Genomic DNA, 13,586 nt, shown 5'->3' on the forward strand with positions numbered 1-13,586 from the left:
TTGCGGGCGTACAGGTCCAGGACGTCCTCCATCGCAGCGACGAAGGCGCCGTTGTGCTCAGGCGGAATGACCCATTGTTCGTGCAGGTGCGGTTTCAGGATGTTTTTTTGAGGTATAGCCGCACCGTTTCATGGGAGATGGCGTCCACGTGACCGAGTTCGACCATTTGGTCGGCCAGGAGGCGCAAGGTCCAGGTCTTGTGCCCGAGGGACTCGGGCACCGCACTGCACGCCAGCGCGATGAGGTGCGCTTCGGTGCGCTCGTCGAGTTTCTTCGGTTTGAAGCGTTGGGGTCGCAGGTGATCGAGTGCAGCTTCCAGACCCTCCAGCACGTAGCGTTGTCGCACACGTAGGACCGTTCGAGGGTTGACGTCCAGGGCCTGGGCGATGAGTTTGTCGTACAGTCCGGCTCCCTGCCGATCCGCTTTGAGGAGGATGCGGGCATGGGTGAGTCTGCGGGTGGGGGCACTGCCCACCTTGAGGAGCGCCTGGAGCTGCGTCCGTTCCTCGTCCTTCAACTGCACCAGGTACTTCATGCCCCACAGTAGAACCGCCCAGCTCCCGGAGGTAGCCCCTGACACACCTTTCCTGACAGCCCATTAGTGGGCCGTCAACAAGGGTCTGTCACTTCCCATTGGCGGCAACTAAGGCCGAAGGGGAAGGAGCTATGACAGATCAAAGTTGACGACCCAGTAGTGCCTAAGGCGCAACTCGTTTAGGACGAGGGAACCAACCCAGCTGCGCAATGGGGGTCGCAGCGACAGGCAGCGATCCACTCGACCAGTGGGCTTTTCGTACACTGGTGGGTGTGGTCCGCGCTACCAGCACACCCTCCGTACCGGGTCTGCTCCTCGGCCTGCTCGTGATTATGCTTCTCGGATACCTCATGGGTGAAGAGTTCGGGTACGGCACGCTCGCCTGGGCCTGGTTCGTGCACTTCCTGCTGATGGTCTGGATGCTCGCCGTCGAAGCTGGGGCCCCACTTCCCTATGACGGCCGCTGGTACCAGGTCCGGACCTGGGAACCACCGCTCTACCAGGCCCTGGGGGTTTACGGCTTCATGCGCCTGCTGCGGGCGGTGGGGTGGGAATGGGCCAACAGACAGGCGAAGAAGTTCGATGGGACACGGGCGTCGCTGCCTGCCTACGAGCGGGGGACACGGTCGTCCGAGTTCAATCACGCGGTGTTGGCCGGGGTCGGGCTCGTGATGGTCGCCGTGGCCGTCTTCCTTAGGGCTTGGGATTCCGCAGCCTGGCTGCTCGGGGTGAACGTCTTCCTGCACATGTACCCGGTGATGTTGCAGCGGACAATGCGTTCCCGTGTGCAAGTCCTGCTCAAGGACGGCCGACAGATAGAACGACAGGCGCGGGCGCCTCGCTCGGCGCCACGAAGTCGGAACGGAGTTGACCACGCCGAGTGCCAAGGCGAAGAAGCTGCTCTTGAGTGAGGGCCGGAATGAGCCCGCTCCAGGGTTAGTCACGCTGGAGGACAGGGCAGGCCAGTACCCGAAAAGAGCTCACGGAGAGCGGCGGTCAGGTTCCGCCCCAAACGCTGGTCCACCAGGCTGACGATCAGCGGATTCGGGAAACAGGGCGGCCGGACCTCCAGGAGTCGCTGGACCACCTGACGGTCGCCGAGTTCAGGGTGGGCTCGGGTCAGTGCGAACAAGGCCAACGCCGCGCTGCGGCTCACGCCCGCCAGGCAGGAGACGTGCAGGTGGGCGGGCTGGTACCTGCTCAAGGACGCGTCCACCGCGTCCAGATGCTCGTCGGTGGGCAGGACGTGACGCCCGGAGTCGAACCAGACGTTGTGGAGCCGCAGCTTCAACCTGGGGCCGTTGTGCCCGGCGAGGCGCCGCGAAGCGTCGGCCAGGTGTGTGCCGGGGTCCAGAGCGATGATCACCGCGATGTCGCCGTTCAAGGTCGGCATATCGCCTGGGCCGCTGACGGTGACGTTCATGCTTCAGCCCTCCTGTCAAGGTGCTTTCCCCAGCATCCCCCACGTTGAGAAGCCCCTTTGTTGCCGGGCTCTTGCCCTCCCGCTGAGAGAAGGAGGTCCTGCTCCCCGGGCCCAGGTACCTTGAAGCATGACTCAGGACCAGCAGGCAGCGGTGCCGGACCTTTTGACGGGCACCCTCATCGTGGACGCCATCGAGGGCGGCCTCGTCCGGGTGGAGCGCGAGGACGGCCACACCCAGGACTGGCCCCTGGCCAGCCTGCCCTGCGGTGTGCGGGAGGGCGACGTGATCCGCCTGCACGTGGAGGGGGGAGACCTTGACCTGGAGATCGACCACGCGGCAACTCGGGAACGGCGTATTCAGGCGTAGGGCCAGCTCGACGCCCTCAACCGTCCCACACCTGCTGGGGAAATCGACCTGTGAGGCGGCTGCTCACCCTGGTGGGCCTCTCCCTCGGCCTGGCTTCCGCCCAGAACCCGGGCGTGCTGACGATTCGCTTCCTCGACGTCGGGCAGGGGGACGCCATCCTGATCACCAGCCCGGAGGGCAAGTCCGTGTTGTACGACGGCGGCCGCAGTGAACCCCGCCTTCAGGCCCTGCTCCGCCAGTACGGGGTGCAGAGCCTGGATCTCGTGGCGGCTAGCTACGCGGACGCGGACCACATCACCGGGTTGATCCCAGCGGTCACTCTGTACAAACCGAAGTACTTCCTGAACAACGGCATCGCGGCGAGCACCCAGGTCTGGGGCAAGCTGGTGGCCGCCGCGCAGAAGTCGGGCACGCAGGGCCTCCTGGCGAAGGACCAGGCGGTCAATCTGGGGAGCGTGAAACTCACCGTCCTCGCACCGCCTGCGGGTATGCCGCGGAACGAGCAGAACCTGAACTCGGTCGGCCTGCTGGTCCAGTACGGCCAGTTCCGGGCGTTGATGACCGGGGACAGTGAGCTTCCCGAGACCCGGGCTTGGTTGAAGAAATATCCAGCGAGCTTTCTCGGCCCGGTCGACGTTTATATAAGCACCCACCACGGGGCGAGGAACGGGGACAACCCGGGGTGGCTCGCGGCGGTGAGGCCGCGGAACATGGTCATTGGGGTCGGCCCGAATAATTACGGGCATCCGACCCCTGAAGCCTTGAGCCTGTACCGGAAAGCCGGGGCAACGATTTACCGCACGGACCAGCAGGGGACCGTCACGGTGGTCGTGCAGCTGGGGGGTCGGTTCGTGATCACGACGGAGAAGGGCACGCCGATTCCGGCGAATCAGCGTGCAACCGGAGCGGCGACTCCCCCGCCCCTGTTCGTCCGTCGACGATCCCGGCTGGGGCCAGGACGCTGTATCACAGCTGTGCCGAGGCGAGAGCCGCCGGGGCGGCGCCGTTGCAGCGGGGGCAGCCGGGGTACAACCCGGCGCTGGACAGGGACGGGGACGGGGTAGCCTGCGAGTGAGCGGGTCTCCCCCCTTTCTCTGGGCCCTGATGAAGAACTTCCCGTGAAGCTTGCCGACCTGCCGGGCGAAGCCCAAGGCCCGAGTCAAGGCGTGGACGGGACTGGCCTCAGAAATTCGTCGAGCACGAGGGTACAGTGCGCCTCCGTGACGTACGGGAACTCGGCGTTCTCCACCTGACTGGCGACGACATGGGCGGGGACGACATAGGTCCTCGCTGGGTTCCGCTCGAAGATCGTGCCCAGGGGTGGCTGGAAGACGGCGAGCGTGGTCAGCGCCCCGTAATCGAAGCCCAGCCGCAGGGGAATCCCACGGAAGTCCCGCCGGGTGTTCGTTGCGTCCCACACCACTCGGCGCCGAGCGCGCAGGGACGCCTTGAGCCGCTCCTTAGCCACCTGAAGCACCCGCCCGTTCACGCTCTGGTCCGCGCGCTTCCCCGCCAGCTCCTCCCGCAGCAGGTCCAGGGAAACCACGTCGAAGTCCGGCAGGTGCTCCGCCACCCAGGCGCTTTTCCCGGAGCCACTGGGTCCGCAGGTCACGACGAGTTGGGGAAAGCCTGCCCGGGCAGCGTAGCCCCGGGCGATGGCCTCGTGCGGGGTCTGAATCAGACCCTCCTCGTAGTCGAGAATGCCTCCCTCCCGCACGAGGTCCCGGTACTGGGGGGAAAAGGCGGCGAGTTCCCCGTCAATCACGTCCCTCCATTCACGGTACGGGTCAGGCGTGTCCCACACCCCGTACTCCTGGGCGCCCAGGCGGAACAGTTCCAGGTCCTCCAGCCGCGACTCCCGGTCGGCCGCGATCCGTCCGCGGATATCGGCGACTTCCAGCAGGTAGAGCAGGGGCAGGTTCACCTGGCGGGCGAGCCGACGGTAGGCTTGCTCACTCCCGGCGTTCAGGGTGCGCCCGAGGTCATGGTGGTGCCCGACGAGGGCCATCACGCCGTGAATGACGGGGTACGGCAGGCCCAGCTCGGGCAGACGGTACGCCAGGTAGGAGCGGCCCCGGTCGGCGTGCCGGGGGGAGATGACCCGCCTCTGTCCCGTGGCATCCTCGGTTCGGCGGGAGGTCAACGCCTTGCCGAGGTCGTGAAGGGCGGCGGCCAGGACGAAGACCAAGCGGTCTTCCGGCCGCAACCCCTCCGCCAGGTCGTAGGCCTCGGCGAGGACCACGTGGGTGTGGGTGGCCACATCGCCTTCCCCGTGCCACTCGGGGTCCTGGGGCGTGCGGGCCAGATCCGCGAGCAGGAGGAGGACGTCGCCGAGGGTCTCGACGAAGGCCGGAAAGTCTGGCTGACCTCCCGCTTGCAGGTCCAGCAGGAAAGGCCTCATTCCTGCTCCCCCAGCGTGTTCGGAACGACGGGGCGATGCAGCCAGTGCTCATCCGTCTGAATGTGATTCGACCGCACCCATTTCGCCACGTGGGACGAGAAGGCAACGAAGGGGAAGGCCGCCGTCGTCCGGACGACGTACCCTTCCGTGCGCTGCTCGTCCACTTTAAGCCCGCGCACGAGCCGTTCGTCCCATGGGTCCCAGTACAGCTCCCCTGGCGTCGGCACACCGAGTTCCTCCGCCCACAGCCGGGTCTCGTCCCAGCCCAGGCAGGTGTTGGTGTCGTCCCAGACGCTGAAGAGATAGAAGTACGACGCCAGGTTCTCGTAGGCGAGCGAGTGCCGGGCATACAAGTTCTCCCCGCAGACCCGCCAGCCCTGGGGGATCAGGTAGCCGATGCGGCCCTGGAGGCCCTTGACCCAGTCGCGGGAAGGGTGGGAGCGGGGATCGAGGGAGCGGGCATGCAGGCCGTCCCGGTACAGCGTCGTGTTCTCCCCATCAAGCTTCTCGGTGATGACCACCTTCTGGCCCTCGAACGTCTGAACGCTCGCCACGCGGGTGTCGTCACTGCTGGTGCCGGGCGACCAGGGCAGGTGGGGGGTGCGGGGATACTTGACGCGGCTGGACATGGTGAGGCTCCGCCGCCCAGGGTAAGCACTCCCGGGCTGGACCGACAGGGCCAAATGGACGAGGGGGGTGAGCCGGATGATCCGGCCCTGATCGGCACCTATCCGTGACGTGGAGGGCACCGCCCCCGACAAAACGTCACGTGGGACGGGACAGGCTGGACGTCACCCCGCTAGCATGGCGCCAGATGGCCCCCACCCTGAAGCTGGATCGCGGGACCCTCGAGTCCGGGGCGGTGGATTTCAAGGCGCTGGCCGAGGAGACCCGCCGGAAGTTGCAGAACAGCTTCGAAAAGGGCCAGGCACTGGGCAACGCTCGCAAAACTGGGACGTCGAAGGCCAAGCCTACGCGGGGTACTCGCAGCAAGAAGTAACCTTACGTCAGACCACGCCCCCGGCAAGCAGCCGGGGGCCAGTTTATATACCTTCCTTGGTTCTTGCGCACCGTGGACGACTGCTGACTGCCCCTCAAAACGTGGCATGAGGGCAGACAGGGCCCAACAGGAAGTTGGGGAGGGGTGGAGCAACAGGTCTTGGAGGTGATCGAGACCGAGCCTGAACACGGACCCTGAAGGCTCTCTGGTGCGCCCCCGGGAAAGCCTATCGGATCGAGACGTCTGAGAGGCGCTGGTGTCCAGTGCGGGATGAGGCCGCGGCCTTTCAGAAGCTGAACACCCTGACGATGCGCGAGGGGTCAGGCTTCATGGCTGGCCCTCATCTTCCGCAATTGATCCCACGCCACTGGCACCCTCCGGTGCCGACTCGACCGGCGTCAGCGTCAGCCTCATCAGGTAAGGGCGCCCTCCCGACGTTTTGCGCCGACTGTAGCGGCGTTGAAGTTCGTTCAATTCGCGTTGTAACGCCTTGGCCTTGGTCTGCGATAGGGCCAGGGTGGTGGCGTTGTCCCAGATGGCAGGTTGATCATCTTCCAGCAGAGGTTCAAGAAAGCCGCGCTCTCCCAGGCCCTGAGCCCCCGCTGCCGGACGGTAAGGGAGCAGGGCATGACTCCGGAGGCCACCCTCATCCCCGAAGGTGTACAGCCCAAACCAGCGTGGATCGTCTGCCAGCAGACTCCAAGCCCGCGCAAGTGTGGCCAGGACTGAGCGGCGGGCGCTGTCCAGCGACGCCTCGTACAGGGCCTGGACCGATTCGGCAGATGTCGCGGTAAACGGCACAAAGTAGCCCCGGGAGGTGGCGCGGTAGTACCGCACAGCCCGGCCAGCCCGAGGTTCGGTGCGCGTCACTTCCAGCAGCCCCAGGCTCAGAAACTGCCTCACACGGTAGAGCATGGCCGTCTTGCTGACCCCCAGCTCGAGGGCCACATCACTGACGCGCCGCTCCCGCCAGATGAACGGCTCAAAAAACTGCCGGATGTACGCATCGGCGAGCACACGCGCCGCAGCGGGGTCGTCCAGGCGTTGCCATTCGAATGCTGCCGGGTTGTCGCGGGTCACCGGGCTAGGTGAATCCGGGTCTGTCATGTTCACCGGCATAGATCCCACGCTGCCTCCATGTCTCAGGAGCACGTACAGACCCTGCGTCCATCAGGCTTCGGGTGGCTGTGGTTGGGCCAGGCCGTCACGGTCCTGGGGGACCGCGCCCTGGGCGTGGCCCTGCCCTACGTGGTCTACCAGCAGACCGGCTCTCTCAGTTCCACGGCCCTTCTGGCGCTCGCCGGTTACCTTCCAGGGTTGTTGTTCGGGTCCCTGGCCGGAGTGCTGGTTGACCGCTGGGACCGGCGCCGGGTTCTGATCGTCACCCAGCTTCTCCAGGGCGCGGTCATCCTGCTGCTACTGCTGGCAGGCCCCGGGCGGCTGTGGCTGGCCACCGCCGTGATGTTCACCGAGCTGACCCTGAGTCTCCTGGCCCTGCCAGCGGGCGCGGCCCTGCTGCCCACCCTCGTGGGGGAAGCGGCACTGGCCCGCGCCATGGCCAGACTGTTGGTTGCCACGACCACAGCTCGCCTGCTGGGCCCAGTGCTGGGAGGTGTCCTCGCTGCGGGGGCGGGCATGAGAGCCGTGGTGCTGTTGGACGCCTTGAGTTTCGTTCTCGCCGCTGCGCTGTTCAGCCAGCTGCCAGGACAGCTCCAGGCACCACGGGGGCCGCGCCCGTCTTCCTTGATCAGCTCATGGCAGGCCATGGGGCAGGAATGGCGCGGGGGGCTGCGGGTCATTGCGCAACACCGCGTCATCTCCACCCTGTTTGTCACGCTGGCGCTGACCAGCCTGGGTGGTACGCTGGTGGACCCCTACTACATGGGATTTGTCCAGGGCGTCCTGCATGCCACACCGGTGGAGGTGGGGCTGCTCAGCACCGTGATAGGCGCGGGCACGTTGCTGGGTAGTGTGGCGGCCACCTGGGCGGTGGAGACCATCGACCTGAGGCGCCTGGTGTCGCTCGGGACCATAACGGTGGGTGGTCTGATGGTCGGCCTGTACCACCAGGCGAGTCTGCCGCCCGTGCTGGTCCTGGGAGCTGTGCTGGGCCTTCCGATGGTCGTGGCGAACGTGGCGGCCTCGACCCTGCTGCAATTGGGAACGCCTGAAGGGTTCCGCGGCCGGGTGTACGGCGCGCTGGGAACCACGAACGCGTTCATGGGGGTGATGGCGGCTGGCGGCGCAGCCCTGATCGGGAACCGGGTGGACGTGGTTCCCATGCTGACCCTGGCGGGTGCCCTCACTGTGTTGGCAGGTCTCGCGGCACTGGCACTGCCAGGACAGGACCGAGAGGGAGGACTGGCCTGGCCCATCATTGGGGGTTGGCACGCCCGGGCACGGCGGTGAACACCTGCGATCACCTTCTGAACAAGGCAGTTGGGCCACCCCGAGGACATGACTCTACTGGGATTAAGCAGAACAAGGTAAAAAAGCGAATCTACAAAAATTAAGCTAAATGTTGATAAAATGTAAGGCAGACCTTGACAATGTGTTGAGGAAAAGAGGGCGGCCAAAACCGAACGACCAGTGGAGCTGCGGTTAAAGCGCAACAGAACAAGGGGGCAAGAATGCGTCAAGTCTGGTTCGAGCAGGACGCAACCGAGCGGGTACAACACCTTCATGAGGAGGCGCGGCACGCTGCACTCCTGCGGCAGCTTCCCCGGTCCGGTCCTGCTCTGCAGTGGAAGGAAGTTCGGGTCACCCTTCACCTGCCCGTTCTCCGTCGCTCCGTTGGTCTGCCCCCTAAAAACTAGACACAACTGACTGGAGGCCATCGGCTCGCTCCCCGACGAGGGAAGGGACTTCCCCCGACCCCTGCGAGAAAGCGAGGATGACCCATGAGACAGCGGAAGTTCAGCGAGGAACAGATCATCAAGTTGCTCCAAGACGCCAAAAAGGGTGAACAACCCATTGAGGAGCTGTGTCGGGAGGCCGGGTGCAGCACGGCCTCCTTCTCCACCTGGAAGGCGAAATACGGCGATGCCACCGTGGACGAAGCCAAGCGGCTTCGTCAGCTCGAACGTGAGAACGAGCGACTCCTCAAGCTGGTGGGGCAGCAACGCTTGGAACTGGAGGGGATGAAGGAGGTCCTGGCAAAAAAGCGTTGACGGCCCCCGAGTGCCGGGAGGTCGTCCAGCATTTGATTCTCAAAGGAGTTCGACAGCAGCGGGCGTGTGAGCTGATCGGCCTGCCCCGTTCCTCGCTGTCCTATCGCCCACACCCCCGGCACCATGGACGTCTCCAAGAGCGAATCAGGACGCTGGCCCGCGAGCATCCCCGCTGGGGATGCCGCCGGGTTCACGCCACCCTGCGCCGCGAAGGGGTACAGGTCAACCGCAAGACCGTTCACCGCCTCTGGAAGCGTGAGGGTCTCGCGCATCCGACCCGCCGCAAGACCAGGAAAATCGGTACAGGCCAGCATGTTCCCTGACAAGCCGAGCGACCATACCACGTGTGGACCTACGATTTCGTGTTCGACCAGACGCTGAGCGGACAGACCCTGAAACTCCTGACCCTGACCGACGAGTTCACCCGGCAATCCCTGGCCCTACGCTGCAAGGCGGCTTTCACGTCGACTGACGTGAAAGCCGTCCTGGTCGAGGTCATGCGGGAACGGGGCGTTCCCGCCTTCATGCGCAGCGACAATGGCCCGGAGTTCATCGCCCACGACCGGGGGGTCTGGCTGGCCGTGCAAGCAGGTGGGCACCCGGTACATCGACCCTGGAAAACCCTGGCAGAACGGCGTGGCCGAGAGCTTCCATGCTCGGCTCCGCGACGAGTTGTTGAATGTCGAGGTCTTTCACTCGGCACGACACGCCCAGGTGCTGCTCGATGGTTGGCGCAACTTCTACAACAGCGCCAGGCCGCATTCTTCCCTCGCTTACCTAACCCCGGACGAGTTCGCGGGCCGGTGGGCATCACCCGCCGCCCCGACCACCGTCGTACACTCCCCCTGAGTCGAGCCTCCAGTCAGTTTCGTCCACAAAACTGGGCCAACCCATCGAAATACCCGAACACATTGCCCATCCCATGACGTTCGTATTCGTAGTCCACCCGCCTGGCACTGCCGAGCTTGATCGGCAGTGGTGTGCGGACATCACCGATCAGCTGGCAAGGGCGTTCATCGAAGCACACCACCGGCTGCTGGGGGTCATAGGGTTGCTCGTAGAGCTCTAGCACGTCTTCCATGGCGCAAACGAAGGCCGCGTTCTGCTTGGGTGGAATGCACCACTGCTGTTTCAGGTGCGGTTTGAGTTCGTTTTTTTTAGAACCTGGCGCACCGTTTCCGGCGAGATGCTGCTCACATGCGCCAGTTCCACAAGCACGTCGGCAAGAAGACGCAAGCTCCACTGTGCGCGACCCTCCGGCGGATCACTGGACGCCAAGGCAATGATGTGCGCTTCGAGTCGCCCGTCCACTTTGCGGGGCTTGTAGATGCTGGGCCGGCGGGCCTTGAGGGCTGCCTCAAGCGTTTCGTGAACGAAACGCTTCCGGACCCGCAGCACCGTCTGAGTGCTGATCCCAAGTTGCTCGGCAATCTGTTTTCGCTCAATCCAGCATCGCTTTTGAGGAGCACGTGGGCGTGAGTGATTTCACGGGCCGTGGAGCGTCCAGCACGCGTGATATTCCTGAGCTGCTGGCGCTGGTCGTCACAGAGCTGGACGATGTAGCGGGCGCGCGTCATGCTTGTGAGGGTGCCCCACTAGAGGTACCAGTCAATTTGCAAAATCCAGCGTACCTCAGCCCGCCTGGAACAGGCGGGCAAACTCGTTCGGGGTCCGTCCACCGAGCGAGGTATGGGGCCTAACGTCGTTGTAGTCGTGACGCCAAGCGGAGAGGATCAGGCGGGCCTGATCCAAACTCTGGAACCAGTGCAAGTTCAGGCATTCGTCCCGGACTCGGCCGTTGAAACTCTCGATGTACGCGTTCTCAACGGGCTTTCCCGGCCGGATGAAGGTGTGCGTGATGCCGCGCTCATGAGTCCAGAGGTCCAGGGCCTTGCCCGCGAACTCTGGGCCGTTGTCGGGAGTGATCGACTGCGGTGGGCCTCGGAACTGCACGACCGCTTCCAGGGCACGGACGACGTCATGACCGGTGATGGAGGTGCTGGCGTACATCACCAGGCATTCCCGGGTGAAGTCGTCCACAACGTTCAGCACGCGAAACCGCTGTCCAGAGGCCAGCTGATCCGCCATGAAGTCCACACTCCACCGTTGATTTGGCGCAGAAACCTGCGGTTTCTGCTGGCGCTCTCCAAGGCTGAGCTTCCGGCGCTCCTTCTTCCGGACCGCCAACCCTTCGGCCCGGTACATCCGGTAGACGCGCTTGTGGTTCACCGTCTCGCCCTCGCGTGCCAGCATCAGGTGAATCCGCCGGTCCCCGAACCGTGGCCGTTCCCGTGCCAGTGCACGTCATCGCTCGGCCAAGCGCACATCCTTTTCCCTTTTGGGGCTGTTCCGTCTTTGCGGGCTCCGGGAGAAGCCCAGCACCCGGCAGGCCCGCCGTTCACTCACCGCGAAGGCGTCCCGCAGCAGGGTCACCATCTGCTTTTTGAGGGGCGTCACCACTTTCGCCCCACCACCTCTTTCAGCATGGCGTTGTCGAGCGACAGGTCTGCCACTCGCTTCTTCAGGCGCTGGTTTTCCGCCTCCAGCTGGCGAAACTTCCGGGTTTCGTCTTTGGTCATACCGCCGTATTTGGCCTTCCAGCGGGAGACGGTCGTCATCGCGACCCCATGGAGTCGCGTCAGATCGCTGAGGGGCGTACCTGCCTCAAGCTGCCCGAGAATTTCCAGGATCTGCTGCTCGGTGTACCGTTTGCCCTTCAGATGCCTCCCAGTCTGCTGCTCGATTTGCAATCAGACTGGCACCGGAAATAGGGGCAAGGTCACTTGATCGTGCGCCTGTCCCTCTCAAAACAAAGTCAACTGGGCACTGGACTAGCGGACCGTCAGCTTCGGTCTGTCACTCCCGTTGCTCGTTTCCATCGATCCTCTGGCTCCATATGCCCTGAGAGACTCTTGTTGATAGCCCAACAGAAGGTTTGCGGTCACCGCTTCCACGCACAGGCTCACCTCGCAGCGCATCGTGAGGTCGCTCGCACCCAAATGCTCGATGCAGTTCCTGAACGCGAAGCGACGCTCACCCTGGCCTTCCACCCATGGAACCTGTCTCGTTCCTGCCGCCACTGCCTGTCGTTCATCAGACGACCGCACAGGCGAATTTCGTCAAACATACGCAGTACTTCCGCTCAAACTGGGTGGTACACGCGAACCATCCCGCGTAGCATGAGACGCAATGTCCAACGCGAACGACTGGCGTGACGTGAAGATCGTGGAGCGTTCGGGCTTGGCTTGGCTGGCCGCGCGAAAGCTGCGCGTCTCACGTGTCGCCATGGTGCTCGGGCGCAGCGTTCACCTGAGCGGCGCCACCCGCGCGGACTTCCTCGCAAACGACGGCTGGATGCGGCACGAACTCGCGCATGTCCAGCAGTACCAGCGGTACGGTCTGCTGCGATTCCTGACGCTGTACCTGATTGAAAGCCTGAGGCGCGGGTATCACCACAACAGGTTCGAGGTCGAGGCGCGCGCCGCCGAGCTCTGCGTCCCGCCGCGCACGTGAAGACAGGTGCGTGATCTGCTGAAGGGCGTGGCTTGGCCGGTCAACTTGGCGTGGCGTGCGCTGCACGCCCGGCGAAGCAGGTCTGGCTTGACGGCAGCGGGCGTGGCCGTCGCGGCAGCGAGCCTTACGGTGTTCCTGGCACTTGGTCAGGGCCTGCGCGTCGCGGTGCAGGAGCAGACGGACAGCGTGCGCCCGCAACTTCAGGTGTCCATCGGGGGTCTGCTGGCCGCCGCCGCGCCACCCCCCACCCTGCCGGACAGCATCCTTCCGCAGATCGAAGCGCAGCGGGCTGCGCTGCATTTGAAGCACGTGACGCCGGTGCTGCTGTCCCGCCAGCAGTTTGGGCGGTTGAGCGTGACGCTGTTCGGGATTCCCGCGGCAGCCGGGTTCAACCGCGTGTATCCGTACGCGCGTGTGCAAACGGGACGACAACTGTTTCCAACGGACGAGGGGCGCGCTGTAGCCGTCGTGGGCAGCGAAGTGGCGCGGCAGGCGAACGTGCGTCCCGGGGAGACCCTCGCGCTGCTTCCCGGGCGTGCCGTGCGGGTCGTGGGGGTTCTGTCGCCCACCCACAGCCTCACGGACGCGTTCGTGATCCTGCCGCTCCACTCCGCACAGATCGCGCTGCGCGTGCCGCACCTGATCTCCCTCGCGGCGGTCGAGGTGGAGGAGGGCGTGAATGTCCTCGACGTCGCAGCCGCGCTGGAGGAACGCGTGCCCGCTGAGGTGTACGCGCAGCAGCAGGCGCGGCAGGCAACGGCGCGCCTGCTGAGCAGTGCCAAGGTCGTGCAGTGGTCCCTGGCGGGCGTGGCGTTGCTGGTGGCGTTCCTGAGTGTCCTGACGACCATGAGCATGGCCGGGCATGAACGTCAGCAGGAAATCGGTGTGCTGCGCGCCGTCGGGCTGTCGCCACGCTTGGTGCTGTACTTGATGACGCTGGAAGGCGGGCTGCTGGCCGTCACGGGCGGCTTGGTCGGGATCGTGATCGGCTGGGCCACGGGGGTCATGGTGAGTGCCGTGACCGTGCAGCGTCTGGGCGTCCCCGTGGCCATTCTGACGGGCGTGGACGCGCTGGTCGTGCTGGGTGTGAGCACCCTTGTGGGGAGTTTGGCGGCTCTGCCCGTCGCGTGGCGCTTGAGCCGACAGAGCATCGTCAGCGCGCTCCGAGCGTCATGAC

Annotated in this window: 17 protein-coding genes and 2 pseudogenes; 11 read left to right on the top strand and 8 right to left on the bottom strand. The window is 64.9% G+C overall.

Annotation, left to right across the window (positions count from 1 at the left end; translation table 11 throughout):
• Positions 1 to 94: 94 nt before the first annotated feature.
• Entirely contained in the window at positions 95 to 535 is a 441-nt protein-coding gene (locus tag F784_RS0111665; RefSeq protein ID WP_019586914.1) for a helix-turn-helix domain-containing protein, read from the bottom strand.
• Positions 536 to 807: 272 nt separating this feature from the next.
• Here F784_RS0111665 and F784_RS0111670 point away from each other — a divergent pair, with 272 nt between their 5' ends.
• Positions 808 to 1,446 (top strand): glycosyl-4,4'-diaponeurosporenoate acyltransferase CrtO family protein, encoded by a 639-nt coding sequence (locus F784_RS0111670; protein WP_157465211.1) that lies wholly within the window; start codon positions 808 to 810, stop codon positions 1,444 to 1,446.
• 29 nt (positions 1,447 to 1,475) lie between these two features.
• On the opposite strand, the gene F784_RS24615 is transcribed toward F784_RS0111670, so the two are convergent.
• A complete protein-coding gene (locus F784_RS24615) occupies positions 1,476 to 1,958 on the bottom strand; it encodes a hypothetical protein (RefSeq protein ID WP_019586916.1) in 483 nt (160 codons plus the stop codon).
• Between the two features lie 127 nt (positions 1,959 to 2,085).
• Between F784_RS24615 and F784_RS23045 the strand changes: the two genes are divergently transcribed.
• Together F784_RS23045 and F784_RS27140 are read left to right on the top strand one after the other, a co-directional pair.
• The gene (locus F784_RS23045) at positions 2,086 to 2,325 is read left to right on the top strand and encodes a DUF3006 domain-containing protein (RefSeq protein ID WP_019586917.1); all 240 of its coding nucleotides are present in this window, start codon (positions 2,086 to 2,088) and stop codon (positions 2,323 to 2,325) included.
• A gap of 1,006 nt (positions 2,326 to 3,331) precedes the next feature.
• On the top strand, positions 3,332 to 3,400 hold the full coding sequence (locus F784_RS27140; protein WP_245557856.1) for an excalibur calcium-binding domain-containing protein: 69 nt from the start codon (positions 3,332 to 3,334) through the stop codon (positions 3,398 to 3,400).
• Positions 3,401 to 3,484: 84 nt separating this feature from the next.
• Here the strand turns inward: F784_RS27140 and F784_RS0111690 are convergent, their stop codons facing one another.
• Both F784_RS0111690 and F784_RS0111695 read right to left on the bottom strand, forming a co-directional pair.
• Complete coding sequence (locus tag F784_RS0111690; RefSeq protein WP_019586919.1) at positions 3,485 to 4,726, bottom strand: AAA family ATPase; 1,242 nt, start codon at positions 4,724 to 4,726, stop codon at positions 3,485 to 3,487.
• Entirely contained in the window at positions 4,723 to 5,355 is a 633-nt protein-coding gene (locus F784_RS0111695) for an RNA ligase family protein (RefSeq protein WP_019586920.1), read from the bottom strand. Before F784_RS0111695 ends, F784_RS0111690 begins: the two co-directional genes overlap by 4 nt.
• 185 nt (positions 5,356 to 5,540) lie before the next feature.
• On the opposite strand from F784_RS0111695, the gene F784_RS0111700 reads away from it, so the two are divergent.
• On the top strand, positions 5,541 to 5,726 hold the full coding sequence (locus F784_RS0111700; protein ID WP_019586921.1) for a hypothetical protein: 186 nt from the start codon (positions 5,541 to 5,543) through the stop codon (positions 5,724 to 5,726).
• 327 nt (positions 5,727 to 6,053) lie between these two features.
• On the opposite strand, the gene F784_RS0111705 is transcribed toward F784_RS0111700, so the two are convergent.
• Entirely contained in the window at positions 6,054 to 6,833 is a 780-nt protein-coding gene (locus tag F784_RS0111705) for an ArsR/SmtB family transcription factor (protein ID WP_211211899.1), read from the bottom strand.
• Between the two features lie 30 nt (positions 6,834 to 6,863).
• Between F784_RS0111705 and F784_RS0111710 the strand changes: the two genes are divergently transcribed.
• The 5 genes and pseudogenes from F784_RS0111710 to F784_RS27145 all read left to right on the top strand — a co-directional run bounded on the left by F784_RS0111710 (position 6,864) and on the right by F784_RS27145 (position 9,745).
• Entirely contained in the window at positions 6,864 to 8,135 is a 1,272-nt protein-coding gene (locus F784_RS0111710; protein ID WP_083939201.1) for an MFS transporter, read from the top strand.
• Positions 8,136 to 8,626: 491 nt separating this feature from the next.
• Positions 8,627 to 8,896, top strand: coding sequence for a transposase (locus tag F784_RS0111715; RefSeq protein WP_019586924.1), 270 nt, complete (start codon positions 8,627 to 8,629; stop codon positions 8,894 to 8,896).
• A 32-nt stretch (positions 8,897 to 8,928) separates the two neighbouring features.
• A complete protein-coding gene (locus tag F784_RS27815) occupies positions 8,929 to 9,219 on the top strand; it encodes an IS3 family transposase (protein ID WP_169405684.1) in 291 nt (96 codons plus the stop codon).
• Positions 9,220 to 9,258: 39 nt separating this feature from the next.
• Positions 9,259 to 9,402 (top strand): annotated as a pseudogene (locus F784_RS27820) (hypothetical protein); the annotation flags it as partial.
• Positions 9,403 to 9,433: 31 nt separating this feature from the next.
• Positions 9,434 to 9,745, top strand: coding sequence for an integrase core domain-containing protein (locus F784_RS27145; protein WP_245557847.1), 312 nt, complete (start codon positions 9,434 to 9,436; stop codon positions 9,743 to 9,745).
• A 13-nt stretch (positions 9,746 to 9,758) separates the two neighbouring features.
• Here F784_RS27145 and F784_RS26620 read toward each other — a convergent pair whose 3' ends face one another.
• The 3 genes and pseudogenes from F784_RS26620 to F784_RS25305 all read right to left on the bottom strand — a co-directional run bounded on the left by F784_RS26620 (position 9,759) and on the right by F784_RS25305 (position 11,616).
• Positions 9,759 to 9,977 (bottom strand): hypothetical protein, encoded by a 219-nt coding sequence (locus tag F784_RS26620; protein WP_169405683.1) that lies wholly within the window; start codon positions 9,975 to 9,977, stop codon positions 9,759 to 9,761.
• A 50-nt stretch (positions 9,978 to 10,027) separates the two neighbouring features.
• Positions 10,028 to 10,294, bottom strand: coding sequence for a helix-turn-helix domain-containing protein (locus F784_RS27825; RefSeq protein WP_169405685.1), 267 nt, complete (start codon positions 10,292 to 10,294; stop codon positions 10,028 to 10,030).
• 234 nt (positions 10,295 to 10,528) lie between these two features.
• Positions 10,529 to 11,616: pseudogene (locus F784_RS25305) on the bottom strand (IS3 family transposase).
• A 469-nt stretch (positions 11,617 to 12,085) separates the two neighbouring features.
• Between F784_RS25305 and F784_RS0111740 the strand changes: the two are divergent.
• Complete coding sequence (locus tag F784_RS0111740) at positions 12,086 to 12,409, top strand: eCIS core domain-containing protein (protein WP_019586929.1); 324 nt, start codon at positions 12,086 to 12,088, stop codon at positions 12,407 to 12,409.
• A gap of 87 nt (positions 12,410 to 12,496) precedes the next feature.
• Positions 12,497 to 13,585: an ABC transporter permease gene (locus F784_RS0111745; protein ID WP_083939218.1), complete on the top strand. Its 1,089-nt coding sequence runs from the start codon at positions 12,497 to 12,499 to the stop codon at positions 13,583 to 13,585.
• Position 13,586 lies beyond the last annotated feature (1 nt).

Source organism: Deinococcus apachensis DSM 19763 (genome assembly GCF_000381345.1).
In the GTDB taxonomy this organism is placed as follows: domain Bacteria; phylum Deinococcota; class Deinococci; order Deinococcales; family Deinococcaceae; genus Deinococcus; species Deinococcus apachensis.

What these genes read in the sequence shown, in the direction of transcription:
- F784_RS0111715 (WP_019586924.1), top strand. Translation starts at nt 8,627, where the DNA reads ATGAGACAGCGGAAGTTCAGCGAGGAACAGATCATCAAGTTGCTCCAA.
- F784_RS23045 (WP_019586917.1), top strand. Translation starts at nt 2,086, where the DNA reads ATGACTCAGGACCAGCAGGCAGCGGTGCCGGACCTTTTGACGGGCACC.
- F784_RS0111705 (WP_211211899.1), bottom strand. Translation starts at nt 6,833, where the DNA reads ATGACAGACCCGGATTCACCTAGCCCGGTGACCCGCGACAACCCGGCA.
- F784_RS0111695 (WP_019586920.1), bottom strand. Translation starts at nt 5,355, where the DNA reads ATGTCCAGCCGCGTCAAGTATCCCCGCACCCCCCACCTGCCCTGGTCG.
- F784_RS0111665 (WP_019586914.1), bottom strand. Translation starts at nt 535, where the DNA reads ATGAAGTACCTGGTGCAGTTGAAGGACGAGGAACGGACGCAGCTCCAG.
- F784_RS0111690 (WP_019586919.1), bottom strand. Translation starts at nt 4,726, where the DNA reads ATGAGGCCTTTCCTGCTGGACCTGCAAGCGGGAGGTCAGCCAGACTTT.
- F784_RS0111700 (WP_019586921.1), top strand. Translation starts at nt 5,541, where the DNA reads ATGGCCCCCACCCTGAAGCTGGATCGCGGGACCCTCGAGTCCGGGGCG.
- F784_RS26620 (WP_169405683.1), bottom strand. Translation starts at nt 9,977, where the DNA reads ATGGAAGACGTGCTAGAGCTCTACGAGCAACCCTATGACCCCCAGCAG.
- F784_RS0111710 (WP_083939201.1), top strand. Translation starts at nt 6,864, where the DNA reads ATGTCTCAGGAGCACGTACAGACCCTGCGTCCATCAGGCTTCGGGTGG.
- F784_RS24615 (WP_019586916.1), bottom strand. Translation starts at nt 1,958, where the DNA reads ATGAACGTCACCGTCAGCGGCCCAGGCGATATGCCGACCTTGAACGGC.
- F784_RS0111740 (WP_019586929.1), top strand. Translation starts at nt 12,086, where the DNA reads ATGTCCAACGCGAACGACTGGCGTGACGTGAAGATCGTGGAGCGTTCG.
- F784_RS27145 (WP_245557847.1), top strand. Translation starts at nt 9,434, where the DNA reads ATGGCCCGGAGTTCATCGCCCACGACCGGGGGGTCTGGCTGGCCGTGC.